Origin of the sequence: Burkholderia sp. Bmkn7 (genome assembly GCF_041103175.1) — a bacterium.
Lineage (GTDB): Bacteria > Pseudomonadota > Gammaproteobacteria > Burkholderiales > Burkholderiaceae > Burkholderia > Burkholderia cepacia.
Genome location: NZ_JBGCUH010000003.1, coordinates 172,441 through 195,444, shown reverse-complemented (window position 1 = coordinate 195,444; position 23,004 = coordinate 172,441). Strand labels below are relative to the sequence as shown.

Genomic DNA, 23,004 nt, shown 5'->3' with positions numbered 1-23,004 from the left:
CTCATGTGTATAGCGCGCCTTCAACTCCCGTAAGAATAGCCTTAATGCGAAATGTTTTACTCAATAGAAAAGACCCATAAGTTTTTCAACGTATGGGCCTTACTTTCCTGCATTGTACGGCTATGTTCCGGCCGTGTTAGACGTCAATATTCCCCGCCCGCAACGCATTCGACTCGATAAACGCCCGCCGCGGCTCGACATCATCCCCCATGAGGGTAGTAAAGATCCCATCCGCCGCGATCGCGTCTTCGATCTGCACACGCAGCAGTCGCCGCACTGCCGGGTCCATCGTCGTTTCCCACAGCTGCTCGGGGTTCATCTCGCCGAGCCCCTTGTAGCGTTGTTTGGAGACGTTGCGTTCAGCATCCGCCAGCAGCCACTTCATCGCGCTCTTGAAGTCCGCGACAGCCATGCTGCGCTCGCCACGCTTGATAACCGCCCCTTCCCCAATAAGCCCCTTGAACGTATTCGCGGTGGTCACGAGCTGCTGATAATCCGCCGTGTGCTGGAATTCCTGGTCGATGACCGAAACCCGCACGTTGCCGTGATGCGTGCGCTCGACATGCAGCGCCCGCTGTTCGCGAACCGCGTCATACGAAGGCACAACCCGCACTTCGTTCTTCAGCGCTTCATCATGCAACGCAGCGTGCAGAGCTTTAGCCGAAGCCTCGGTCGACTCCTCATTAGAGAGATCGATCACCACCCCGTCCATAACGGCTTCCAGCGCCGCCGGGTCATACAACCGGCTCAACCGCTCGATCACGCTCTGCGACAGCAGATACGACCGTGCCAGCTCCCCAAGCGCATCACCCGAAATCGCAGCCGCATTCTCACCCGGCACCAGCTCCGACCCTTGCAGCGCCAACCGCAGCATGTGCGCGTTGAGCTCCACGTCGTCCTTCAGATACCGCTCGTCCTTGCCCGCCTTGATCTTGTAAAGCGGCGGCTGCGCGATATACACGTACCCGCGCTCGATCATGTCCGGCATCTGGCGATACAGGAACGTGAGCAGCAGCGTCCGGATGTGCGCACCGTCGACGTCCGCGTCGGTCATGATGATGATGCGGTGATAGCGCAGCTTGTCGAGGTTGTAGTCTTCCTTGCCGATCCCGCACCCAAGCGCGGTCACGAGCGTGACGATCTGTTCCGACGACAGCAGCTTGTCGTAGCGCGCCTTTTCGACGTTCAGCACCTTGCCGCGCAGCGGCAGGATCGCCTGGAACTTGCGATCACGCCCTTGCTTGGCCGACCCACCTGCCGAGTCACCCTCGACGATGTAGATTTCGCACTTAGCCGGGTCTTTCTCTTGACAGTCCGCGAGCTTGCCCGGCAGGCCGACGCCATCGAGCACGCCCTTGCGGCGCGTCATCTCACGCGCCTTCCGCGCCGCATCGCGCGCCCGCGCGGCTTCGACGATCTTCCCGCAAATGATCTTCGCGTCGATCGGCGTTTCCAAAAGGAATTCTTCCAGCGCCTTCGCCACAACTTCCTCAACCGGCGCACGAACCTCGGACGAAACCAGCTTGTCCTTCGTCTGCGAGCTGAACTTCGGCTCCGGCACCTTCACGGACAGCACGCATGACAGCCCTTCGCGCATGTCGTCGCCGGTCGTCTCGACCTTCGCCTTCTTCGCGATTTCGTTGTCGGTGATGTACTTGTTGATGACGCGCGTCATCGCGGCCCGCAGGCCGGTCAGGTGCGTGCCGCCGTCGCGCTGCGGAATGTTGTTCGTGAAGCACAGCACGTTTTCGTTGTAGCTGTCGTTCCACTGCATCGCGACTTCCACGCCCACGCCGTCCTTCTCGCCGTTGGCGAAGAACACCGTCGGGTGCAGGTTGGTCTTCGTCTTGTTGATGAACTCGACGAAGCCCTTCACCCCGCCGGCGAACGCGAAATCGTCTTCCTTGCCCGAACGCAGGTCGGTCAAACGAATCCGCACGCCGTTGTTCAGGAACGAGAGTTCACGCATCCGCTTCGCGAGGATGTCGTAGTGATACTCGACCGTGCCGAAAATGGTCGGATCGGCCATGAAGTGCACTTCGGTGCCGCGGTTCTCGGTGTCACCCGTCACGAGCATCGGCGACACTTCCACGCCGTCCACCACCTCGAGCACGCGATCCTGCGCGACGCCGCGGTGGAACTCCATGAACCGCTTCTTGCCGTCGCGGCGCACGGTGAGGCGCAGCCAGCTCGACAGCGCGTTCACGCACGACACGCCCACGCCGTGCAGGCCACCGGACACCTTGTAGCTGTTCTGGTCGAACTTGCCGCCGGCGTGCAGCTCGGTCATCACGATTTCGGCGGCACTGCGCTTCGGCTCGTGCTTGTCGTTCATCTTCACGTCGGTCGGGATCCCGCGGCCGTTGTCGGTCACGGAAATCGAGTTGTCGGCGTGAATCGTCACGTGGATGTCGTTGCAGTACCCGGCCAACGCTTCGTCGATCGAGTTGTCGAGCACCTCGAACACGAGGTGGTGCAGACCGGTGCCGTCCGACGTGTCGCCGATGTACATCCCGGGGCGCTTGCGCACCGCTTCCAGACCTTCGAGGATCTGGATCGACGAGGCGCCGTAGCTGCTGTTATCGGGTTGCGAATTGTGCTGTTCACTCATGGATATCTTCCGGTTCTGCGAGGCCACTCAGGTGGCGGCGCGGTGCGTTTCAGCGAAGGAAATCGCCGGGCCGCTCCAGTTTCCTGGCCCGCCCAAGTGCCGAAAAGGCACTAAAAGGGCGGGTTGTCGGTTCGCCATAAAAACGCCAAAGGGGCTTGCCGCCCCCTGGTGTGTGTCTTGATGTCGTGCGCGTCAGATGCGCATCGGCATCACGACATACTTGAACTCGTCGTTCTCGGGCACGGTAATCAGCGCGCTCGAGCTGGCGTCGCCGAGGCTCACCTGCACGGTGTCGACCTTCAGGTTCGCGAGCACGTCGAGCAGATACGTGACGTTGAAGCCGATGTCGACGGTATCGCCCTGGTAGGCGATTTCGAGTTCTTCCTGCGCCTCTTCCTGATCGGCGTTGGTCGACATGATCTTCAGCTGGCCCGGCGCGATGATGCAGCGCACGCCCTTGAACTTGTCCGAGGTCAGGATCGCCGCGCGCTGCAGCGAACGCTGCAGTTCTTCACGGCCGATCTCGAACGTGTTCTTGTGCGCCTTCGGGATCACGCGCTGGAAGTCGGGGAACTTGCCCTCGACGAGTTTCGACACGAGCTCGACCTGGCCGAACGTGAACTTGGCCTGGGTTTGCGCGATGTCGATGGTGACGGTGTCGTCGATGTCTTCGAGCAGGCGTTGCAGCTCGAGAATCGTCTTGCGCGGCACGATGACTTCCTGGCGGCCGAACGTGCCGCCTTCGAGCTTCATCGACGAGAACGCGAGGCGGTGGCCGTCGGTGGCCACGGCCATCAGCTGGTCGCCGTCGACGACGAGCAGCATGCCGTTCAGGTAGTAGCGGATGTCCTGCTGCGCCATCGCGAAGTGGACCATGCCGAGCAGCTGGCGGAACGACTTCTGCGGGACGGTGAGCGTGGCGCCGAAATCCTTCGCCTGCGCGACGGTCGGGAACTCGTCGGCCGCCAGCGTCTGCAGTGCGAAGCGGCTCTTGCCCGATTGAACGGTGAGGCGCTTGTCGGCGAGCGACAGCGTGACCTGGCCGTCAGGCATCGCGCGCAGGATGTCGAGCAGCTTGCGGGCCGCGACGGTGGTCGCGACCTGGTCGCCGCCGACGCCGAAATCGGCGCGCGTGGTGATCTGCAGCTCCAGGTCGGTCGACAGGAATGAAACGTCCGGGCCGTTCTTGGTGATCAGCAGGTTGGCGAGGATCGGCAACGTATGGCGGCGTTCGACGATGCCGCTGACCGTTTGCAGCGGCCTGAGGAGGGTGTCTCGTTCGGTCTTGACCAGTTGCATAGAGTTCCTTCGTTGAGTAACGGCCTGCAGCGCAGCAGCCTCGCAGCGCCCCGCCGGCCGGGCTCTTGGCCCGCCACCACCGGGGCGGTCAAACCAGTATTGTGCCTCAAAACCGAACCGCCCCCCTTAAATTGGGGCGGAGGCCGAATTATCAAGCGCGGTGCGCGCGCTCAACCCTTCAGCGTCTGTTCCAGCACGTGCAGCTCGTGGTTGAGCTGCGCGTCCTTGCTGCGCTCGTCGGCGATCTTGCGCACCGCGTGCAGCACGGTGGTGTGATCGCGCCCGCCGAACAGCTCGCCGATTTCCGGCAGGCTCTTCTGCGTGAGTTCCTTCGCGAGATACATCGCAATCTGTCGCGGCCGCGCGATGTTCGCGGGGCGCTTCTTCGAATACATGTCGGCGACCTTGATGTTGTAGAAGTCGGCGACGGTCTTCTGGATGTTCTCGACCGAAATCTGCCGGTTCTGCACGGTCAGCAGGTCCTTCAGCGCTTCCTTGGTCAGCTCGATCGAGATCTCGCGGCCGTGGAACTTCGAATACGCGAGGATCTTGCGCAGCGCGCCTTCGAGTTCGCGCACGTTCGAGCGTAGATGCTTCGCGACGAAGAACGCGACGTCTTCCGAGAGATTCACGCCTTCCGACTGCGCCTTGCGCATCAGGATCGCGACGCGCATTTCCAGCTCGGGCGGCTCGATCGCGACGGTGAGGCCCGAGTCGAAGCGCGAGATCAGGCGATCGTCGATGCCCGAGATCTCCTTCGGATACGTGTCGCTGGTGATGATCACCTGCGCCTTGTTCGCGACCAGCGCCTCGAACGCGTAGAAGAATTCCTCTTGCGTGCGCGACTTGCCCGAGAAGAATTGAATATCGTCGATCAGCAGCAGGTCGAGCGAGTGGTAGTAGCGCTTGAAGTCGTCGAACGCCTTGCGCTGGTACGCCTTCACCACGTCGGACACGTACTGTTCCGCGTGGATGTAGCGGATCCGCGCGCCGGCCTTGTCGAGCAGCAGCTGGTTGCCGATCGCGTGGATCAGGTGGGTCTTGCCGAGGCCGACGCCGCCGTACAGGAACAGCGGGTTGTACGAGATGCCTGGGTTGTCCGCGACCTGGATCGCGGCGGCGCGCGCGAGCTGGTTCGCCTTGCCGGTCACGAAGTTGTCGAACGTGAGCACGGGGTTCAGCTTCGAACGCTCGTACATCGAATCGGCTTCGCCGCCGTTCGCGGGTGCGGCACCCGGGCCCGGCCGCCACGTGCGGCGGCCGGCGGCGGCTTCGTGCGCGGGCAGGCTCGGCAGGTCGATGTCGGCGTCGTCGGCGTTCAGGTGGTGCGCGGCGGCTGCCGACGGCGTCATCGGCACGTCGGCCGGCGCTGTGGGCGCAGCGCCGGCGTTCGCGGCCAGGTTGGCGGCGATCGCGGCCACCGTGGCGGCCGGGCCGCTCGGTGCGAGCGGCGCGCGCGGGGCGGCTGCGCCCGATGCGGCGCCGGCCGCGGCACTGCGCATGCCTGCCTTGGGATCGAGGACGAACTGGACTTCGATCGGCGTGTTCCAGAATTCGCGGGCCAGATCGGAGATCCGTCCCGAAAACTGGCTCTTGACCCAGTCCAACTTGAAGCGGTTCGGCGCGGCGATGGACAGCGTGTTCGCCGACGCATCGAAGGCCACCGGGGCCAAGGGTTTGATCCACGTCACGTACTGCTGGGGCGTCAGCTCGCGCTCCAGCAGTGCGGAACAGTGTTGCCAGAAATCGTTCATCAAGTAACTGTCGTTTTTTGCGTGCACAGCGCGGCTCGCCGGCGCCCTTGTCGCGGTTGCGCAACAAGGCCCGAAGCGGTCGTGCGAGCGTGCCTCGGACGCCTGCGTCACAGTGCTGGAGGGGCAGGCGCGGGCCGAGGCGGCGTGCGGGATTCTTGGAGATAAGGCGAGATTCTACCGCCAAACGCGACCACAGCGCGAGTTATCCACAGGCCGGAATGGTGGGTCGCGGGGCCGGATCGGCGTGGGCCGGCACAGGCGAGCGACTCCTAAAGTATTGACCGTCAAGAGAAAAACGGTTTAAATAGCGGGTTCCGCGAAAACCAATCCTGTATTCCCGGCGATTGCGTTCGCCCGAATGCCTCCGGTTAAGGGCACGCGGTCCCCTGAATTTCGACATTCTCGAACAAGTGAGAACATCATGAAACGTACTTACCAACCGTCCGTGACGCGCCGCAAGCGCACCCATGGCTTCCGTGTCCGCATGAAGACGGCAGGTGGCCGCAAGGTCATCAACGCTCGCCGCGCGAAGGGCCGCAAGCGCCTCGCCATCTAAGGCAGGTTGCGCGCTGTGTCCGCCGTCCGCAGTCCTGCGGAAGGTGCCGTCGAGCCGGGTGCGAATCCGTCGCAGACGAAAGCCGCCTTCCCGAAAGCTGCGCGACTTCTGAAAACGGATGAATTTTCATCCGTTTTTCGTTTGCGCCCTTGGCGGCGCTCCGCGCACTTCGTGATTTACGGCAAGCCGACCGGTCAGCCCGCGCGTCTGGGGCTCGTCGTCGGCAAGAAGTATGCGCCGCGTGCGGTAACACGTAACCTCGTGAAGCGGCTGGCGCGCGATGCGTTTCGCTTGCGCCGGGCCGAGTTCGCCGGTTACGACCTGCTGCTGCGGCAGCACACGCGCTTCGACAAGAAAGCGCTGCCGAGCGCGGCTTCCGCCCCGCTCGCGGCGATGTGCGCGGCCGAGATCCGCGAGCTGCTCGACAGGGCAGTCCGGGAAATCGCCCGCCGTGCGTCGAAGCCCGCGTCCGAGTGACGCATCCGTGCCCGGTGCGGCGTTCGCGCCTGCCCGGCCGGTTTTGACGCGGCGTCGTACGGCGCCGCCCAAGGTATGGAAACGGTATTGATCGCCTTGCTGCGCTTCTACAAGGTTGCCGTGAGCCCGATGCTCGGCAACCGTTGCCGTTTTTATCCTTCCTGTTCGGATTACGCGCGCGAGGCAATCCAGTATCATGGCGCCGCGCGCGGCACGTATCTCGCCGTCAGGCGCGTGTGCCGATGCCATCCGTTTTCCGCGGGCGGCATCGACCTCGTCCCGCCGCCCAACTCCGACACTCGCGCTCGCGGCGAAGCCGACGCGCGGTCCCATCGACTCTGAGACAACGCATGGATATCAAACGCACCGTCCTATGGGTGATCTTCTTCATGTCAGCTGTCATGCTGTACGACAACTGGCAGCGGTCCCATGGACGCCCGTCGATGTTCTTCCCGAGCGCCACGCAGACGGCCCCCGCGGCCGCTGCCGGCGGTGCATCGGGCACGGGCGCGACGACGACCGCAGGTGAAGTGCCTGCCGCAGCAGCAGGCGCCGCCCCGTCGACCACTGCTCCGGCCGCGCAGGCGCAGCTCGTGAAGTTCTCGACCGACGTCTATGACGGCGAAATCGACACGCGCGGCGGCACGCTCGCCAAGCTGACGCTGAAGAAGCAGGGCGACGGCAAGCAGCCCGACCTGTACATCACGCTGTTCGACCACACGGCCGGCCATACGTATCTCGCACGTTCGGGCCTGCTCGGCGGCGATTTCCCGAACCACAACGACGTCTACACGCAGCTGAACCCCGGCTCGACGTCGCTGACGGGCGACCAGAACGCGCTGAAGCTGTCGTTCGAATCGCCCGTGAAGGGCGGCGTGAAGGTCGTGAAGACCTACACGTTCACGCGCGGCAGCTACGTGATCGGCGTCGACACCAAGATCGACAACGTCGGCACGGCACCTGTCACGCCGACGGTCTACATGGAACTGGTGCGCGACAACACGGCCGTCGAAACGCCGATGTTCTCGCATACGTTCCTCGGGCCGGCGGTCTACACGGACGCGAAGCACTTCCAGAAGATCAACTTCAGCGACCTCGACAAGAACAAGGCCGACTACGTGACCTCCGCCGACAACGGCTGGGTCGCGATGGTGCAGCACTACTTCGCGTCGGCCTGGATTCCGCAGCAGGGCGTGAAGCGCGACATCTACGCTGAAAAGATCGATCCGACGCTGTACCGCGTCGGCGTGAAGCAGCCGGTCGCCGCGATCGCGCCGGGCCAGTCGGCCGACGTGCAGGCACGCCTGTTCGCCGGTCCGGAAGAAGAGCGCATGCTCGAAGGCATCGCGCCGGGCCTGGAACTCGTGAAGGACTACGGCTGGGTGACGATCATCGCGAAGCCGCTGTTCTGGCTGCTCGAGAAGATCCACGGCTACATCGGCAACTGGGGCTGGTCGATCGTGCTGCTCACGATCCTGATCAAGGCGGTGTTCTTCCCGCTGTCGGCTGCGAGCTACAAGTCGATGGCGCGCATGAAGGAAATCACGCCGCGCATGCAGGCGCTGCGCGAACGCTTCAAGAGCGATCCGCAGAAGATGAACGCCGCGCTGATGGAGCTGTACAAGACCGAGAAGGTCAATCCGTTCGGCGGCTGTCTGCCGGTCGTGATCCAGATCCCGGTGTTCATCTCGCTGTACTGGGTGCTGCTCGCCTCGGTCGAAATGCGCGGCGCGCCGTGGGTTCTGTGGATTCACGACCTGTCGCAGCGCGATCCGTTCTTCATCCTGCCGGTGCTGATGGCCGTGTCGATGTACGTGCAGACGAGCCTGAACCCGACCCCGCCGGACCCGGTCCAGGCGAAGATGATGAAGTTCATGCCGATCGCGTTCTCGGTGATGTTCTTCTTCTTCCCGGCCGGCCTCGTGCTGTACTACGTCGTGAACAACGTGCTGTCGATCGCGCAGCAGTACTACATCACGCGCAAGCTCGGCGGGGCCAAGAAGAAGCCGGCCTGACGCCCGTTGCATACGCGGGCGGCGAGCCGCCCGCGATGCACGCAAAAAAAGCCGCATGGTTCGCGCCATGCGGCTTTTTGCTTTTGCGGTGCCGGTGCGGGTTCAGCCTTTCTTCGATTCGCCCGAGTCGCCGTAGAACTGCTCGACCAGTTCCTGCACGAGGTAGCGATGATGCGGCGACAGCGCTTCGATCTTCGACGCGAGTTCGATCGTCTCGGGCGTCGGCGGATAGCGCTCGTCGCGCGGCAGCGGTTGCGGCGTCGGATGTTCGATCACGCTCGGCGACGGGCCGTAATGCAACCAGTGGAGTTCGACGCGCAGCCATTCGGCGAGCGTGGCGAGTTTGTCCGACGTTGGAATCGTGCGACCCGTCAGCCACTTATGCGCGGTTTGCGGCGAAACGGGTTGCGCTCCGCGGTGGCGCAGATTGAATCGGTTCGCCAGTTCGGTCGCACCGGTGATCTTCTCCGGGCTGCGCCGCAGGGCGAATTTCAGGCGTTCCGAGAACGCGGCTTTTTCTTCGGATGTCGGCATGGGGGAGATTGTGCAATTCCACCACCACGTTTCAGACAACCATTCGGGCTAAACATATCTCGTTCAGACGAATCCCGATCTCGATCGGAGTGGGAGGAAAAATTGAGGGCCACAGTGTTGGGCCGCTCCAGCAGGCATACTCGTCCGAAACCGTCGTTGTGACATGGCGCCGGACTGATACTTGGCTTATCCCCGGCGGGATAAATTCGGGCGCGTCCGAATCCAGCGTGGCGACCGATGGCGTGTGAGCCGGCACGCTACAATGCCGGCGTTCCGATGCCCGAACTGTTGCGCGGGCGCACCATATTCACAGATCACCCGATTCAACCGATTCCCATGCTCGCTACCGATTCCGATCCGATCGTCGCCATTGCCACTGCTGCCGGCCGGGGTGGCATCGGGGTCGTCCGTGTATCGTTCGGGCGCGCCGGCGAGGCGGCCGCGTTGCCGCTGATCGACGCGTTGTGCGGGCAGAAGCTCGCGCTGCGCCATGCGAGTTACGTGCCGTTCCTCGACGAGCACGGCGCGCCGCTCGACCGCGGGATCGCGCTGTACTTCCCGGCGCCGCATTCGTACACCGGCGAGCACGTGCTCGAGCTGCAGGGGCACGGCGGGCCGATCGTGATGCAGCTGCTGCTGCAGCGCTGCCTGGATGCGGGGCGCGGTTTCGGGTTGCGGCTCGCGGAGCCCGGCGAATTCACGCGACGCGCGTTTCTGAACGACAAGCTCGATCTCGCGCAGGCCGAGGCCGTCGCCGACTTGATCGAGGCGAGCACCGAGGCGGCCGCGCGTTCGGCCGGGCGCTCGCTCGACGGCGCGTTCTCGCGGCAGATCCACGCGCTCGTCGACGACGTGATCACGCTGCGGATGCTGGTCGAGGCGACGCTCGATTTTCCGGAAGAGGAGATCGATTTCCTGGAGGCGGCCGACGCGCGCGGCAAGCTCGCGAAGATTCGCGCGCAGCTCGCGCACGTGCTGGGTGATGCGCGGCAAGGCGCGTTGTTGCGCGAAGGATTGTCGGTCGTGCTCGCGGGGCAGCCGAACGTCGGCAAGTCGTCGCTGCTGAACGCGCTGGCCGGCGCGGAGCTGGCGATCGTCACGCCGATCGCGGGCACGACGCGCGACAAGGTCGCGCAGACGATCCAGGTCGAAGGGATTCCGCTGCACATCATCGATACGGCCGGGTTGCGCGAGACGGAGGACGAGGTCGAGCGGATCGGCATTGCGCGCACGTGGAGCGAGATCGAGCGGGCGGACGTCGTGCTGCACCTGCTGGATTCGCGCACCGGGATGACGGCGGATGACGAGACGATTGCCGCGCGGTTTCCGGGCGGCGTGCCGGTGGTACGCGTGCTGAACAAGACGGACCTGACCGGCGTGGCGGCGTGTGTCGAGCATCCGGCGGCGGAAGGCGACCTGACCGAGGTGCATCTGTCGGCGAAGCGCGGCGACGGGATCGACATGCTACGCGCGGAGCTGCTGCGGATCGCCGGGTGGCAGGCCGGGGCGGAGGGCGTGTATCTCGCGCGGGAGCGGCATCTGATCGCGCTGCGGGCCGCGCAGGAGCATCTCGCGCAGGCGGCGGATCATGCGGAGCAACGCGCTCAGTCGCTCGATCTGTTTGCCGAGGAACTGCGGCTCGCGCAGGAGCAACTCAATTCGATTACCGGGGAGTTCACTTCGGATGATCTGCTGGGGGTGATTTTCAGCAGGTTTTGTATCGGGAAGTGATGCCCGCGGATTCGACGTTCGAAAGCGCTTTACGGCTCGTCATTCGCTGTTGATCGGCCACCCCGATCACGATCGATCCCCCGTGCACGTCACGCGGCCTGCCGTAAAATCGGCCGGCCGGGACATTTCGACACAACGACCCCCGGTCCAAAAAACAAAGAGAGGGCACGCATGGGATTCGGATTCGGAAAACGCGGCGAATCAACCGGCAACTCGACGACCGACATGGCGAAAAGCCAACGGTCGCGAACGAACGACAACTTCACCACGGAGCTCGAGCTGCGTCGGGCATTTGCGGTATTTGAATGCTGTGCATCGCACGGCACATACGTCGACCTCAACGATGTGGATACCGGCTGGCGCCATCTGCGGGACGAAGGCCGGGTGTCGTCCGATCTGGAAGCCGCGTGGAAAGAGCTGGACGGCATCCTGCTGACCTACGCCAATGCCGGGGTGCTCGCCGAACCGGACAAGGCGCGCGCCCGAAACCTGACGGATGACATCGAGGCACAACTCGATGCCGTACAGGGCAAGGTGGACGGCATGGTCGATGCCGTTGTCGCAATCAACGTTGCGCGGCTCAAATACCCTTCGAAGAGCTGGATCGTCGATGGCATATTCGCGGCCATATTCGGCGTGATAGGCGGTGCGATCCTGGGTACCCTGGCCGGCGAGCTTGCCGACCATACGCCGGCCGTCGGGAACGTCGTCTTCGGTCTCGTGATAATCGGTTCGGTACTCGTAGCGCGTTATCGCCATCGGCGGAAAATCGTCGCGGCCGACGAGAAAATTGCGCAGGCGCAAGCCGAACTCGACCGCATGGTCATTCGAAACCTGTCGCCTTCCGCGTATCCGCCGTCGATGACGGCTACGGGCACGACCTGAGTTCGCGTTTCGGATACGGCGACGCCAGTCGCAAACCTCTGCCGAAGTTGAATCCCGCCACGCTGCTGGTGTTTGCCGCGCGTCACACCGAGTGCTCCGATGCCTGGCCATTCGATCGAACGTCGCGCCATTCTTCGCGCCGTCTTTGCCGACGATGCGCCATCTCCCGACCTGACGCCGCGTCATGTCGCGCTGATGAGGCGGCTTCAGGTCATGTGGCTTCCGATCGAATCCGGTGCGCCGGGCATTGTTCCCGAGCCGCCACTGACGGGAACCGGCACGACGATCGATCTCGCCAAGGCGATCCTCGAAACGGGCGACGACGTGCTGGCCATTCGCACGCTGGCAGAACTCGGCCACGTCGTGCCCGAATTCGTCACGGTCGCGGGCACGTTGTCACCGGGGCAATACGTGATCCCGGCGGAACTGCGCGAGGCGTTCGATTTTCCGGAAAGCGGCGTTGACGCATCGGGGCGTTTCGAATTTCGCGCAGAGCATCTCGCGATACTGCAAGGGACCGTCTGGAGAACGCTCGACGATTACTCGATCGATGCGGTGCTGAAGCGCGATGACTTCTGGCCGCTGTCCTACATCGACGGCAAGCGGCCCTATGGGGAGTGCACGTACTTCCAGATCGACATGGCCGAACTGCTGGGGGAGCCTTATCAGTTCGATGCCGAACGCAATCTGATCGAAGACGCGGAGAAGGATGCGCGCCTCGAGCGTCTTCACTACGAAACGCTCGCTGCGCTACAGGTATTTCTGATGCATGCCGAGCTGACTGCGCCGGCTTGATGGCGCGAAGGCCCGGATCGAAGCAGCCGGACCGTCATCCACGTCAATCCCAATGCCGGTGATGGTAATACCCGCCACCACCGTAATACCCACCACCGTCAGGCACCACGATACAGCCGCTCAACAGCACGGCGACGCCGGCAATCAGCAAAAGGGTCTTCTTCATCGGGTTCACCTGCTCGGGTTCAATATGAAACCCAGCATAGCGAGCGCCCGCAACACCGGCTGTAAGCGATCGTTTCCCTGCTCCGCAATCCGTAACGGCGGATTATTCCGGTCACAATGACCGTAACAAATCCCCAAACAGCAGACGTTTTCAGGCAGTGACGACCCGGTTTCGCCCCGTATCCTTCGCACGATACAGCGCGGCATCGGCGGCTTCGATCAACGCGTCGGGTGTGGAGAGATCGTCGGCCGCCACGGTCGCGCAGCCGACGCTCACGCTCACGCGTCCGGCGGGTGATGTCGGCATCGCGAGATCGAGCCGCAATACCGCCTCGCGCGCTTCCTCGGCGACGACCCGCGCGCCGCGCGCGCCCGTGTTCGGCAGCACGATCGCGAACTCCTCGCCGCCGTAACGCGCGACCATGTCCGCGGGCCGCCTCACCGCGCCGGCCAACGCATTCGCGACGGCAATCAGGCACGCGTCGCCCTTCACGTGACCGAACGCGTCGTTGTACGCCTTGAAGTGGTCGACGTCGACCATCAGCAGCGACAGCGGTTCGCCTTGCCGTCGCGACTGCAGGAACAGCGTGTGGAAGTGATCGTTGAAGTGCATGCGGTTGAACGCGCCCGTCAGGCCGTCGCGCGCGGACGAACGGATCAGCGTCGCGTGTGCCTCGAACAGCCGCTGGTAGAGCATCGTCACTTCCCATGCGAGCACGCATACGAGCACGCCCGGCGTGAACATGCTGAACACGCGCGCGAGATACCAGCCGACCGTGAAGCGATTGGTGCTCATCAGGTTCAGCGTCGTGTCGGTGACGCACGCGAGCACCGCGATCGCGAGCCACAGGTCGAGGGTCGTGCGCAGCCGGCCGGTGGCCAGCACGGCAACGAGCGCCAGCGCATTGAGCAGCCACACGACCAGCGCGACGGCGTTGACGGGCAGCACGGACGCGTCGCCCGGCGGATGAAACGCGGGCGGCAGCGACACGTTCAGCGCGAACAGGCTCAGCAATCCCGCGACGACAGCCGGCCCGCCGACCAGTGCGAGCGTCCACCACCGTGTCTGCCGCACGCCGACCGGTGCGCGCGCCAGCCGCGCGCGCGCGAGCAGCGCGACCATCACGAAACTCGGGAAGCCGGCATGCCAGAAGATCCACATCCACGCGGCGCTTTGCGGCTGCGCACCGAACAGCCCGTGCGGCGCGAATACGCCGGGAAAGGTGAGCAGCTGCAGCGCGACGGCGAGCGCGGTGAACGCATAGGCGCCGCCGAGCGCGCCGAGCACCGGCTGGCGGGTCACGGTGAACTGCGCGCCGAGAAAGAACGCCGCGATGCTCGCGGTGGTGAACACGGTGAGCGCGCACATCGGCATGAACGGCTCGACGGCCGGCAGCGCGACGTTCGCGTGCGGCGCGGCGATCCCGAGCGCGAGCACGATGACGAGCGCCGTCAGTGCGCCGAACCAGAGCTGACGGCGTGTCGTGTGCTGGATCAGGATGCCTTCCATGGAGTTCCCCGGGGCACGTACGCGGAAACGCCCGGTCTTGCGCCGGGCGACAGCAAGCCGGCCGCTGCGCGACCGGTGCGGCCTGATCCTATCGCGTTATGGTTGCGCGCTCAAACCCCGAGGCCGGGACCGAAGTTGCCGGCAACCCAGTGCGTGACGGCGTCGACGTCCGCGTAGTCCTGTTCGGGCAGGCCGTCGAGCATCGACAGCACTTCGTTGCTGGCGCCCGCGTCGCGCGCGGCATCGACGATCGTATCCTTGTTGGCCGGGTAGCGGACGGCCGCCAGCACGTCGGCGATCTGCAGGTCGATCGTTTCGTTGGGAATGTCGTGCGGAGGCTGGGCGGGCTGGTCGTTCACGGCGGCGTCTCGCGGAGTGAGCGGGTTGAGCGGGAATCGGATCGAAGCGGAATTCGGGCGTGTAATCGGGTGCGTACCGCGGTGCGTCATGCGTTCACCCGCCAGGGCGGCCAGGCCGGCGCGCCCCGCGGATCAACGCCAGTCGACTCAATGCCCGCGTCGCACGCGGCGCCACGGATGCTTCCAGTCGATGTGCGGTGCGTTTTCGTCGCGCGGATGCTGGCGCCGATGTTCCTGCCACAGTTCGTCGGAAAACAGCGCCGCCACGATCACGAGCGGCAGCACGAGGAAAATTCCGAGTATCACTTGCTCGAACACGATAGCCTCCTTGCGGTGGCAGGAACCCTTGCTCCCATTCTAGGCTCTGAACTTCGCCCGCGTTCAACTTCTTACAGTGCGAAACAGGTCCGGAAGCGGCCTTGCCGCACATGCGCCGGCATCAAACAGGACATGAACATGCAACTCCAGAACGATACCAACACGCTCGCGCTGCGGCCGCTGGAGCGCCAGGACCTGCGCTTCGTCCACGAACTGAACAACGACGCAAAGATCATGCGCTACTGGTTCGAGGAGCCGTACGAAACCTTCTCGGAACTGTCACAACTGTACGACCGCCACGTGCACGACCAGCGCGAGCGCCGTTTCGTCGCGGTCGACGCGCAAGGCGAACTGGTCGGCCTCGTCGAACTGATCGAGCTCGACTACATCCATCGCCGCGGCGAATTCCAGATCATCATCGCGCCGCAATGCCAGGGGCGCGGTTACGCGGGCCAGGCGACGCGCCTCGCGATCGAGTACGCGTTCAAGGTGCTGAACATGCGCAAGCTGTACCTGATCGTCGATACGTCGAATGCGGCGGCGATTCATGTGTACGAAAAATGCGGATTCCAGCACGAGGCCGAGTTGAAGGAGGAATTTTTCGGAAACGGCGCGTATCACAACGCTTATCGCATGTGCATCTTTCAACGCGATTATTTCGACCGCCAGCAATCCAGTCCGAACAAGGCAGGGTAAACGCGCTGGCGAAAGGCGCTTGCAGCAGGGTTTTCGCGGGCGCCGAATACATTCGGGGAACTACGGATAAATACGGATTCGCTTATGCCTGGCATTTTTCTTGTATCAGGTATTTGCGATTCCGCGCTGCGGTAAAGTCGATTCGTTTCGAATGACTTTATGTGCGGCGCATCAAAATGATCCGGATGACAAAATGGATTATCCAAACCGTTCAATCGCTGCAATGTAACTTGGATGAAAGCCCTGTCGGATAACGCTTTCCGCCCGGCGTGACGGGCCTGTCCGCCGCGCAACGGGGGTTGCCCGCCGCGCGTGCCGCGCGAAAAACAGGCTGCGCACGGGGTGCGACAATCCGCCGCTATTGCGGTCGCACAACAAATGTGCTTGCTATCGCTTGCCGGTCTTCTAAAGTGAAAAACGCGGTTCACGATCACCTTTAAACACATAGCTAACCCAAGCCTGGTGTCCGCAAGCCTGGAGACAGAACATGATGAAGCGTACCGGTATCCTTTTTGCCCTCGTCGGCGCATTTTGCGCGGTGTCGATTGCCCAGGCGGGCGGCGATTCGGCCGTCAAGCCGGCGCAGGAAATCCAGTTGACGAAGAATGCATGGGGCTGCCTGTCGAAAGACAATCTGGACTCCGTACTGAGTCACGAACGTGACGGCAAGTCGCAGGCGAAGCAGCAATACTTCGACGACTACCGCTGCCTGTCGGTACCGGAAGGCCAGCGTTTCCGCGTCGTGTCGGTCGACCAGGGCGACGTGCAGTTCGTCAGCGCCGACAACAGCGACCAGCAGGGTCTCTGGACCGATTCGCGCTTCGTCAAGCAGTAACCGCCAGTAACCGCCCATCCACCGCGCAGTCGCACGACGCGCGAGCGCGCCGGCCCGATGAGCGGGCGGCGCGAACCGAACACGGCCCGGCACATGCCGGGCCGTTGCGCTGTGGGTGGCGCATGACACGCGCCGGCCGGCGCGCATTCGGTATCATCACGGCCCGACCGAACCGAATGCCCGCCCGGGCCGTATCCGCATGGCGCTGAAATCCACGATCTACAAAGCCGAACTGCAAATCGCCGACATGGATCGGCATTACTACGCCGATCACGCGCTGACGGTGGCGCGCCATCCGTCGGAAACCGACGACCGGATGATGGTGCGCATCGTCGCGTTCGCGCTGTTCGCGCACGAGCGGCTCGAATTCTGCAAGGGGCTGTCGGACGTCGACGAGCCCGATCTGTGGCAGAAGGACCTGACGGGCGCGATCGACGTCTGGATCGAAGCCGGCCAGCCCGACGAGCGGCGCATCTCGAAGGCGGCCGGCCGCGCCGGGCAGGTCACCGTGATCGCGTACGGCGGCAAGACGTCGGATATCTGGTGGCAGGGCGTGCGCAGCAAGGTCGAGCGGCTGCGCAACGTGCAGGTGCTGTCGCTGGCCGACGGCGTCGCGGCCGCGCTCGGGCGGCTCGCGGAGCGCTCGATGCGCCTGCAGTGCACGGTGCAGGACGGCACCGCGTGGATCTCGAGCGCCGACCACGATCCGGTCGCGGTCGAATGGACGGTGCTGAAGGCGCGCGCGGACGCATGACGGCCCGCGCGCCGGCCGCGTTCAGCCGATCGCGGCCGGCGGCCCCTTGAATTCGAGCATGTTGCCTTCCGGGTCGAACAGGTAGATCGACGGCCCGTAGCCGCCGGCGCCGTAGCGTTCCGCCGGCGCGCCCGGCCGTGCGCCGTGTGCGGCGAAATGGGCGGTCAATGCGTCGGGATCGAACGGCTCGACGCGCAGGCACAGGTGATCGAGATTGCGCCCCGTGCCGGGCGGGCCGCTGTCAGGGCGGTCGATCGGGCCGCCGACCGACAGCAGGTCGATCAGTGCATCACCGGCGCGTAGCTGCACGAGGCCCAGGTCGGGCTGTTCCTTTTCCACATGGCAGCCGACGGCGTCGCAGTAAAAGCGCGTCATCGTGGCCATGTCGGTCACGCGCAGCACGATGTGATCGATCGCGCGGATGGTGGGTTTCATGGGCAGGCGCTCCTTCGCAGTCGACGAGCATCGAGTGTAGACGCATCGCGCCTGCGCCGCCCGCCGGAACGCGGCACAATCGACGGACGAAAAAAAGCCCGTTCACGCAAAGCGGAACGGGCTTAATCCATATCAGGAGGAGACATGGAGGAGACAGTTCCAACTATACACACGGTGATGGTGCGACGCAATATTCCGAATGCAAAAAAACGTCAGGACGGCGATTTGTCGCATCCGCAGTGCAGCAAAATGGTGACGGGACGATGACGAAAACCGCGCTGCAGCAGCCGGCGCGCGCGTTGCGCCGGACTTATTTCCGGGTGACGCGCCCCTGATTATCCGGGGCGAATCACAGAGCAAGATTCAGGGCGCGACGGCACGTGCCGATGTCTAGAGTAGGCACCATCTACACTAGAGAGTGCGAGGTTCAGATGAAAACCGCCTATCCGACCGATGATGCCCGCTGGGGCGCCGTGACCGAGCGCGATCCGCATGCGGACGGCGCGTTCTTCTACGCCGTGCGCACGACCGGCGTGTTCTGCCGTCCGACCTGTGCGTCGCGGCTGCCGCGCCGCGAAAATGTGTCCTTCTTCGCCGATCCGGCCGCCGCGCGCGCGGCCGGCTTCCGGCCCTGCAAGCGCTGCCAGCCGGAAGGGCTGCCGCGCGAGCTCGAGATCGTCAACCGCGCGTGCGCGGTGCTCGACGCGCATGCCGAGCGGCTCACGCTGCAGCAACTGAGCGATGCCGTGTACGTGAGCCCGTTTCATCTGCAGCGGCTTTTCAAGCGCGTGGTCGGCGTGTCGCCACGGCAGTACCAGGCCGCGCAGCGCGGCGCCGCGCTGCGGCAGGCGTTGCAAAGCGGGCAGCCGGTCACGCAGGCGGCCGTCGACGCGGGTTTCAACTCGCCGTCGCGACTCTATGCGTCGGTGCCGCGCGAGCTCGGGATGGCACCGTCGGCGTTCCGCCGCCAGGGCGCCGGCCTGCGGATCGACTTTGCGACCGCCTCGACGTCGCTCGGGACGGTGCTCGTCGCGGCGACCGGGCAGGGCATCTGCCGGATCGCGTTCGGCGACGAACCGGCCGCGCTCGTCGGCGAGCTGAAAGACGCGTTCGCGCGCGCCGAGCTGGTCGAAGCGTCGGCACGGCTCGCGCCGTTCGTCGCGCAGATCCGCGCGTACCTGGACGGCACGCGGCACGCGTTCGACCTGCCGCTCGACATCGCGCCGACCGCCTTTCAGCAGCGCGTGTGGGAAGCGCTGACGCATATTCCGTACGGCGAAACACGCAGCTACTCGGAGATCGCCGAGGCGCTGGGCGCGCCGCGCGCGGTGCGCGCCGTCGCGTCCGCGTGCGCGTCGAACCCGGTCGCGCTCGCGATCCCGTGCCACCGCGTCGTACAAAAGGGCGGCGCGCTGTCCGGGTATCGTTGGGGCGTGCGCCGCAAGGCGACGCTGCTTGCCGCCGAGGCGCGTCACGTGCACGACGATGAAACCGAATCCGTCGCGGAGGGCAGCGCAGCTTGAGCATCGCAAGAACGACGATTACGTCCATCGTGAACGGCGGCCGCGTGCCGCCGTCCGCGCAAATGGAACTGCGCTTCAATGCGCCTTACGACTGGGCGCGCGTCCTGCGCTTCTTCAGCGGGCGCGCGATTCCGGGCGTCGAGCAGGTGGCGGACGGCGTGTATCGCCGCATCGTCGACCTGCACGGCGACGCCGGCCGGCTCACGGTCGCGAAACATCCGCGCAAGCATTGCCTGGTCGCGACGGTCGAAGGCGCGGTCGCGCGTCATGTCGATGAGGCGTTCGCCGCGCGCGTCGCGACGATGTTCGACCTCGGCGCCGATCCGGCCGTCATCGGCAGCGGGCTGGCACGCGACCCGTGGTTCGCGCCGCTCGTCGAGGCCGCACCGGGGCTGCGCGTGCCGGGTGCGTGGTCGGGGTTCGAGCTGGCCGTGCGCGCGATCGTCGGCCAGCAGGTGAGCGTGAAGGCCGCGACGACGATCGTCGGCCGGCTCGTCGAGCGGGCCGGCGAGCGCGTGGTTCATGAAGACGACGGTGCGCCCGCTTGGCGTTTTCCGACACCGGAGGCGCTGGCCGCCTGCGATCTCGACAAGATCGGGATGCCCGGCAAGCGGGTGGCGGCACTGACGGGTACGGCGCGCGCGGTGGCAGCCGGCGACGTGCCGGTCGATCGCGAGCACGCCGATCTCGCGACGCTGCGCGGTGCGTGGCTCGATCTGCCCGGCATCGGCCCGTGGACCGTCGAATACATCGCGATGCGCGCGTGGCGCGATCCGGATGCGTGGCCGGCCTCCGATCTCGTGCTGATGCAATCGATCGCCGCGCGCGATCCGGCGCTCGACCGGCTCGCGACCCAGAAGCGTCGCACCGAAGGCTGGCGGCCGTGGCGCGCGTACGCGGCGCTGCATTTATGGAACGAAGTGGCCGACCGGGCGGGCGGCGCGCGCGGCGGGTGAGGGCAACTGCCGATCACTGAGTTGCGCGGCCGGGTGCGACCCGGCGAAGCCGCGATGCAACCCGTCGCGCAAGCCGTGCCGGTGTTCGTTGGCTATCGCCGGACTTCGACCATCAAGGCTATTTCTCGAATCCGTCGTCCGCCCGATGCCGGGCGCACGACGCACACATTCGCCTCTCTCCGTGGTCGATTCGGCGGCACGGTTGCACCTGCCGTCCCCCGTTCACGCGTCACGTTCCGTCGGACGAATGCGCTCAACCGGCGTGCCCGTCACCGCCGCCCGGAACCGGTGGAAGATGCGGCGATCGCCGCGACCGGCCCGTCCGGCGGCCCGCTCCGGCCCGTGCACGCTGCCCGGCGCCACCTCAAGCGCGGGTTTCGGCGAGATGTTAAAGTGCCCGCTACCAACGAAGCGACCAACAATCCAGCCGGCCGCGCGCGGCGTTCTGCGCGCGGCCGTCACGCACTTGCGTCTCCATGTCGAACACCATGACTCACCGCCAGTCCGAACTGCTGCTGAATCGCCTCGAAGCACTGAGCTCGGGCCCGACGCGGCAGCATCTGCCCGACGGCCTGCGCGGCATCGAAAAGGAAAGCCTGCGCGTGACGCGCGACGGGATGATCGCGTTCACGCCGCATCCGCGCGCGCTCGGTTCGGCGCTCACGCATCCGGCGCTGACGACCGACTATTCCGAAGCGCTGATCGAGCTGATCACGCCCGCGGAACGCGACGCCGCGATCACGCTCGAACGCCTCGACGATCTGCATCGTTACGTCTATGCATCGCTCGGCGACGAGATGCTGTGGAACGACTCGATGCCGGGCCTGCTGCCGGCCGACGACCAGATCCCGATCGCCGACTACGGCACGTCGAACATCGGCCGCCTGAAGACGGTGTACCGGCGCGGCCTCGCGTATCGCTACGGCCGCACGATGCAGTGCATCGCCGGTATCCACTACAACTACTCGCTGCACGAGGAAGTGTGGCGGCGCCTGCATGCGGAAGAAGGGTCGACGGCCACGCTCGTCGATTACCAGTCGGAGCGCTATCTCGCGCAGATCCGCAACTTCCGCCGCCGCAGCTGGCTGCTGATGTACCTGTTCGGCGCATCGCCCGCGCTCGACACGAAGTTCCTGCGCGGCAAGCCGCACAAGCTCGACACGTTCGACGCCGATACGCTGTACCTGCCGTATGCGACGAGCCTGCGGATGAGCGATCTCGGCTACTCGAACACGACCGCTCAGGCCGCGCTGCACGTCGACTACAACACGCTGCCCGGTTATCTCGACGCGCTGTCGAAGGCCGTGAGCGAGCCGTATCCGGCGTACGAAGCCATCGGCACGCATCGCGACGGCGAGTGGATCCAGATCAACACGAACGTGCTGCAGATCGAAAACGAGTTCTACTCGACGATCCGGCCGAAGCGCGTCACGTATTCGGGCGAGCGGCCGTTGCATGCGCTCGCGTCGCGCGGTGTGCAGTACATCGAGGTGCGCTGTCTCGACATCGATCCGTTCGAGCCGACCGGCATCGCACTGGAAACCGCGCGCTTCATCGACGCCTTCCTGCTCGCGTGCGCGCTCGACGAGAGCCCGGTGCTCGACTGCCCCGCGTACCAGGAGGCGAACGCGAACTTCGGCAGCGTGACGATGGAAGGGCGCAAGCCCGGGCTCACGCTGCAGCGCGACGGCGCACCGATCACGCTGCAGGCGTGGGCGGACGAGCTGATGGCCGATATCGAAACCGTCGGCCGCCGTCTCGACGAAATCCGCGGCGGCGACGAACATGCGCGCGCGATCGCCGCGCAGCGCGAGAAGCTCGCCGATCCGGAGCGCACGCCGTCCGCGCGCGTGCTGCGCACGATGCGCGAGCACGGGCAGTCGTTCCTCGGGTTCGCGCTGGCGCAAAGCGAAGCGCATGCCGCGCATTTCCGCGCGCACCCGCCGTCGGCGGAGACGCTGCGCACCGAGCAGGCGCTCGCCGCGAAGTCGCTCGCCGAGCAGGCCGAGCTCGAAGCGAAGGAGGCCGGATCGTTCGACGCATTCGTCGCGGCCTATCGCGCGTATACGCTGAACCGCTTCAGCGTGTGATGCCTGGCGCACGCGCACCGCGTCGGTCGGCGCGGTGCGCGCTGCGTCCTCCGTCGCCGGTCGGTGTGCGCCGTGGCGCCCCCGATCCGGGCCGATCCACCGTTAGTGGTGTGCGTATGTGCCGCGATCGATCGCGTGCGGCAGCGCCGGCTTGCCCGATTCCACGTTTGCGCCGCCGTCGCGGCCGTAGCCGGCGTCCCCGCCGCGTGCCTGCGCGGCACGGTGCATGATCTCCTGCATCTTTTCCGGAAAGTCGGGACTGCTTGCCAGGCTCGTCCGGTAGCCGGCGGCCTGCAGCTCCACGAGTTCCTGGCGGACCTCGGCGCGCGTCAGCGTCGATGCGGCCTGCGCGTGCGCGGCGAAGGCCGCGCCGATCAGCACGCATGCGCATACGGCTTGTTTCATCGTCTTCATCGTATTCACTCCGTGAGGTTCCGGTGCCGTGCCGTGGCAGGCGCGGGCGGAATCGATGCAGCCAGTCTAGGCTTCGGATGCCAAACGAAACATCCCGGCCGCCGTCAGGCACCTTTGCCGCATGTGCAACATTGCGCGGGTGAGCCGCGCGTGACGGGCATCCTGTCGAACGCGACAGCGGCCCGCCCGCTGCCTGTCAGCCTGCGGCGGCGGGCCCGTACCGGGGCGGCACGCATCGGGCTTGTCCTCCTTGTAGAAGCGCCCCGCGCCTCCTAACCTCTTTTAAGCGACC

Annotated in this window: 24 protein-coding genes; 13 read left to right on the top strand and 11 right to left on the bottom strand. The window is 65.1% G+C overall.

Features of this window, described 5'->3' with window-relative positions; all coding sequences use genetic code 11:
* Positions 1-136: 136 nt before the first annotated feature.
* The 3 genes from gyrB to dnaA form a co-directional block, all read right to left on the bottom strand.
* On the bottom strand, positions 137-2,611 hold the full coding sequence (gene gyrB / locus AB3K92_RS22315; protein ID WP_059619520.1) for a DNA topoisomerase (ATP-hydrolyzing) subunit B: 2,475 nt from the start codon (positions 2,609-2,611) through the stop codon (positions 137-139).
* A 192-nt stretch (positions 2,612-2,803) separates the two neighbouring features.
* Positions 2,804-3,910, bottom strand: a complete 1,107-nt coding sequence (dnaN, locus tag AB3K92_RS22310) for a DNA polymerase III subunit beta (protein WP_006756934.1) — start codon at positions 3,908-3,910, stop codon at positions 2,804-2,806.
* A gap of 170 nt (positions 3,911-4,080) precedes the next feature.
* Positions 4,081-5,664, bottom strand: coding sequence for a chromosomal replication initiator protein DnaA (dnaA, locus tag AB3K92_RS22305; protein ID WP_059487903.1), 1,584 nt, complete (start codon positions 5,662-5,664; stop codon positions 4,081-4,083).
* Between the two features lie 421 nt (positions 5,665-6,085).
* On the opposite strand from dnaA, the gene rpmH reads away from it, so the two are divergent.
* The 4 genes from rpmH (at position 6,086) to yidC (ending at position 8,712) form a co-directional block, all read left to right on the top strand.
* A complete protein-coding gene (gene rpmH, locus AB3K92_RS22300) occupies positions 6,086-6,220 on the top strand; it encodes a 50S ribosomal protein L34 (RefSeq protein WP_004198824.1) in 135 nt (44 codons plus the stop codon).
* Between the two features lie 15 nt (positions 6,221-6,235).
* The gene (gene rnpA, locus AB3K92_RS22295) at positions 6,236-6,697 is read left to right on the top strand and encodes a ribonuclease P protein component (RefSeq protein WP_021157986.1); all 462 of its coding nucleotides are present in this window, start codon (positions 6,236-6,238) and stop codon (positions 6,695-6,697) included.
* A gap of 75 nt (positions 6,698-6,772) precedes the next feature.
* Positions 6,773-7,039 carry a membrane protein insertion efficiency factor YidD gene (yidD, locus tag AB3K92_RS22290; RefSeq protein WP_006750110.1) on the top strand — a complete coding sequence of 89 codons (267 nt, stop codon included), beginning with the start codon at positions 6,773-6,775 and terminating at the stop codon, positions 7,037-7,039.
* A gap of 8 nt (positions 7,040-7,047) precedes the next feature.
* A complete protein-coding gene (gene yidC / locus AB3K92_RS22285) occupies positions 7,048-8,712 on the top strand; it encodes a membrane protein insertase YidC (protein ID WP_027788804.1) in 1,665 nt (554 codons plus the stop codon).
* A 102-nt stretch (positions 8,713-8,814) separates the two neighbouring features.
* Here the strand turns inward: yidC and AB3K92_RS22280 are convergent, their stop codons facing one another.
* Positions 8,815-9,246, bottom strand: a complete 432-nt coding sequence (locus AB3K92_RS22280; protein WP_021157984.1) for a helix-turn-helix domain-containing protein — start codon at positions 9,244-9,246, stop codon at positions 8,815-8,817.
* Between the two features lie 336 nt (positions 9,247-9,582).
* On the opposite strand from AB3K92_RS22280, the gene mnmE reads away from it, so the two are divergent.
* From mnmE to AB3K92_RS22265, 3 genes are all read left to right on the top strand, one after another.
* Positions 9,583-10,977, top strand: coding sequence for a tRNA uridine-5-carboxymethylaminomethyl(34) synthesis GTPase MnmE (mnmE, locus tag AB3K92_RS22275; protein ID WP_369465849.1), 1,395 nt, complete (start codon positions 9,583-9,585; stop codon positions 10,975-10,977).
* Positions 10,978-11,148: 171 nt separating this feature from the next.
* Positions 11,149-11,862, top strand: a complete 714-nt coding sequence (locus AB3K92_RS22270; RefSeq protein WP_369465848.1) for a hypothetical protein — start codon at positions 11,149-11,151, stop codon at positions 11,860-11,862.
* Between the two features lie 99 nt (positions 11,863-11,961).
* Positions 11,962-12,657 carry a hypothetical protein gene (locus AB3K92_RS22265; protein ID WP_060217980.1) on the top strand — a complete coding sequence of 232 codons (696 nt, stop codon included), beginning with the start codon at positions 11,962-11,964 and terminating at the stop codon, positions 12,655-12,657.
* 43 nt (positions 12,658-12,700) lie between these two features.
* On the opposite strand, the gene AB3K92_RS22260 is transcribed toward AB3K92_RS22265, so the two are convergent.
* The 4 genes from AB3K92_RS22260 to AB3K92_RS22245 form a co-directional block, all read right to left on the bottom strand.
* Positions 12,701-12,823 (bottom strand): hypothetical protein, encoded by a 123-nt coding sequence (locus AB3K92_RS22260; protein WP_021157980.1) that lies wholly within the window; start codon positions 12,821-12,823, stop codon positions 12,701-12,703.
* 150 nt (positions 12,824-12,973) lie between these two features.
* Positions 12,974-14,332: a diguanylate cyclase gene (locus AB3K92_RS22255; protein ID WP_059675677.1), complete on the bottom strand. Its 1,359-nt coding sequence runs from the start codon at positions 14,330-14,332 to the stop codon at positions 12,974-12,976.
* Positions 14,333-14,442: 110 nt separating this feature from the next.
* A complete protein-coding gene (locus AB3K92_RS22250) occupies positions 14,443-14,691 on the bottom strand; it encodes a DUF2795 domain-containing protein (RefSeq protein WP_060072382.1) in 249 nt (82 codons plus the stop codon).
* A 147-nt stretch (positions 14,692-14,838) separates the two neighbouring features.
* The gene (locus tag AB3K92_RS22245; RefSeq protein WP_039364617.1) at positions 14,839-15,009 is read right to left on the bottom strand and encodes a hypothetical protein; all 171 of its coding nucleotides are present in this window, start codon (positions 15,007-15,009) and stop codon (positions 14,839-14,841) included.
* Positions 15,010-15,147: 138 nt separating this feature from the next.
* Between AB3K92_RS22245 and speG the strand changes: the two genes are divergently transcribed.
* From speG to AB3K92_RS22230, 3 genes are all read left to right on the top strand, one after another.
* Positions 15,148-15,705, top strand: a complete 558-nt coding sequence (speG, locus tag AB3K92_RS22240) for a spermidine N1-acetyltransferase (protein WP_042973815.1) — start codon at positions 15,148-15,150, stop codon at positions 15,703-15,705.
* A gap of 487 nt (positions 15,706-16,192) precedes the next feature.
* Positions 16,193-16,540, top strand: a complete 348-nt coding sequence (sap1, locus tag AB3K92_RS22235) for a surface attachment protein Sap1 (protein ID WP_021157977.1) — start codon at positions 16,193-16,195, stop codon at positions 16,538-16,540.
* Positions 16,541-16,739: 199 nt separating this feature from the next.
* On the top strand, positions 16,740-17,294 hold the full coding sequence (locus AB3K92_RS22230) for a YaeQ family protein (protein ID WP_021157976.1): 555 nt from the start codon (positions 16,740-16,742) through the stop codon (positions 17,292-17,294).
* A 21-nt stretch (positions 17,295-17,315) separates the two neighbouring features.
* Here AB3K92_RS22230 and AB3K92_RS22225 read toward each other — a convergent pair whose 3' ends face one another.
* On the bottom strand, positions 17,316-17,729 hold the full coding sequence (locus tag AB3K92_RS22225) for a VOC family protein (RefSeq protein WP_059487915.1): 414 nt from the start codon (positions 17,727-17,729) through the stop codon (positions 17,316-17,318).
* Between the two features lie 431 nt (positions 17,730-18,160).
* On the opposite strand from AB3K92_RS22225, the gene ada reads away from it, so the two are divergent.
* On the top strand, positions 18,161-19,252 hold the full coding sequence (gene ada / locus AB3K92_RS22220) for a bifunctional DNA-binding transcriptional regulator/O6-methylguanine-DNA methyltransferase Ada (RefSeq protein ID WP_369465847.1): 1,092 nt from the start codon (positions 18,161-18,163) through the stop codon (positions 19,250-19,252).
* Positions 19,249-20,208 carry a DNA-3-methyladenine glycosylase gene (locus AB3K92_RS22215; RefSeq protein WP_175851917.1) on the top strand — a complete coding sequence of 320 codons (960 nt, stop codon included), beginning with the start codon at positions 19,249-19,251 and terminating at the stop codon, positions 20,206-20,208. Before ada ends, AB3K92_RS22215 begins: the two co-directional genes overlap by 4 nt.
* A 222-nt stretch (positions 20,209-20,430) precedes the next feature.
* On the opposite strand, the gene AB3K92_RS22210 is transcribed toward AB3K92_RS22215, so the two are convergent.
* Complete coding sequence (locus AB3K92_RS22210; protein ID WP_155639778.1) at positions 20,431-20,670, bottom strand: hypothetical protein; 240 nt, start codon at positions 20,668-20,670, stop codon at positions 20,431-20,433.
* 14 nt (positions 20,671-20,684) lie between these two features.
* Here AB3K92_RS22210 and gshA point away from each other — a divergent pair, with 14 nt between their 5' ends.
* Positions 20,685-22,298 (top strand): glutamate--cysteine ligase, encoded by a 1,614-nt coding sequence (gene gshA, locus AB3K92_RS22205; RefSeq protein ID WP_060072376.1) that lies wholly within the window; start codon positions 20,685-20,687, stop codon positions 22,296-22,298.
* A 102-nt stretch (positions 22,299-22,400) separates the two neighbouring features.
* Here the strand turns inward: gshA and AB3K92_RS22200 are convergent, their stop codons facing one another.
* Positions 22,401-22,712 (bottom strand): DUF4148 domain-containing protein, encoded by a 312-nt coding sequence (locus AB3K92_RS22200; RefSeq protein ID WP_369465846.1) that lies wholly within the window; start codon positions 22,710-22,712, stop codon positions 22,401-22,403.
* Positions 22,713-23,004: the final 292 nt, after the last annotated feature.

Coding starts and splice junctions, on each gene's coding strand:
- gyrB (WP_059619520.1), bottom strand. CDS start 2,611: ATGAGTGAACAGCACAATTCGCAACCCGATAACAGCAGCTACGGCGCC.
- dnaN (WP_006756934.1), bottom strand. CDS start 3,910: ATGCAACTGGTCAAGACCGAACGAGACACCCTCCTCAGGCCGCTGCAA.
- dnaA (WP_059487903.1), bottom strand. CDS start 5,664: ATGAACGATTTCTGGCAACACTGTTCCGCACTGCTGGAGCGCGAGCTG.
- rpmH (WP_004198824.1), top strand. CDS start 6,086: ATGAAACGTACTTACCAACCGTCCGTGACGCGCCGCAAGCGCACCCAT.
- yidD (WP_006750110.1), top strand. CDS start 6,773: ATGGAAACGGTATTGATCGCCTTGCTGCGCTTCTACAAGGTTGCCGTG.
- yidC (WP_027788804.1), top strand. CDS start 7,048: ATGGATATCAAACGCACCGTCCTATGGGTGATCTTCTTCATGTCAGCT.
- AB3K92_RS22280 (WP_021157984.1), bottom strand. CDS start 9,246: ATGCCGACATCCGAAGAAAAAGCCGCGTTCTCGGAACGCCTGAAATTC.
- mnmE (WP_369465849.1), top strand. CDS start 9,583: ATGCTCGCTACCGATTCCGATCCGATCGTCGCCATTGCCACTGCTGCC.
- AB3K92_RS22270 (WP_369465848.1), top strand. CDS start 11,149: ATGGGATTCGGATTCGGAAAACGCGGCGAATCAACCGGCAACTCGACG.
- AB3K92_RS22265 (WP_060217980.1), top strand. CDS start 11,962: ATGCCTGGCCATTCGATCGAACGTCGCGCCATTCTTCGCGCCGTCTTT.
- AB3K92_RS22260 (WP_021157980.1), bottom strand. CDS start 12,823: ATGAAGAAGACCCTTTTGCTGATTGCCGGCGTCGCCGTGCTGTTGAGC.
- AB3K92_RS22255 (WP_059675677.1), bottom strand. CDS start 14,332: ATGGAAGGCATCCTGATCCAGCACACGACACGCCGTCAGCTCTGGTTC.
- speG (WP_042973815.1), top strand. CDS start 15,148: ATGCAACTCCAGAACGATACCAACACGCTCGCGCTGCGGCCGCTGGAG.
- sap1 (WP_021157977.1), top strand. CDS start 16,193: ATGATGAAGCGTACCGGTATCCTTTTTGCCCTCGTCGGCGCATTTTGC.
- AB3K92_RS22230 (WP_021157976.1), top strand. CDS start 16,740: ATGGCGCTGAAATCCACGATCTACAAAGCCGAACTGCAAATCGCCGAC.
- AB3K92_RS22225 (WP_059487915.1), bottom strand. CDS start 17,729: ATGAAACCCACCATCCGCGCGATCGATCACATCGTGCTGCGCGTGACC.
- ada (WP_369465847.1), top strand. CDS start 18,161: ATGAAAACCGCCTATCCGACCGATGATGCCCGCTGGGGCGCCGTGACC.
- gshA (WP_060072376.1), top strand. CDS start 20,685: ATGTCGAACACCATGACTCACCGCCAGTCCGAACTGCTGCTGAATCGC.
- AB3K92_RS22200 (WP_369465846.1), bottom strand. CDS start 22,712: ATGAAGACGATGAAACAAGCCGTATGCGCATGCGTGCTGATCGGCGCG.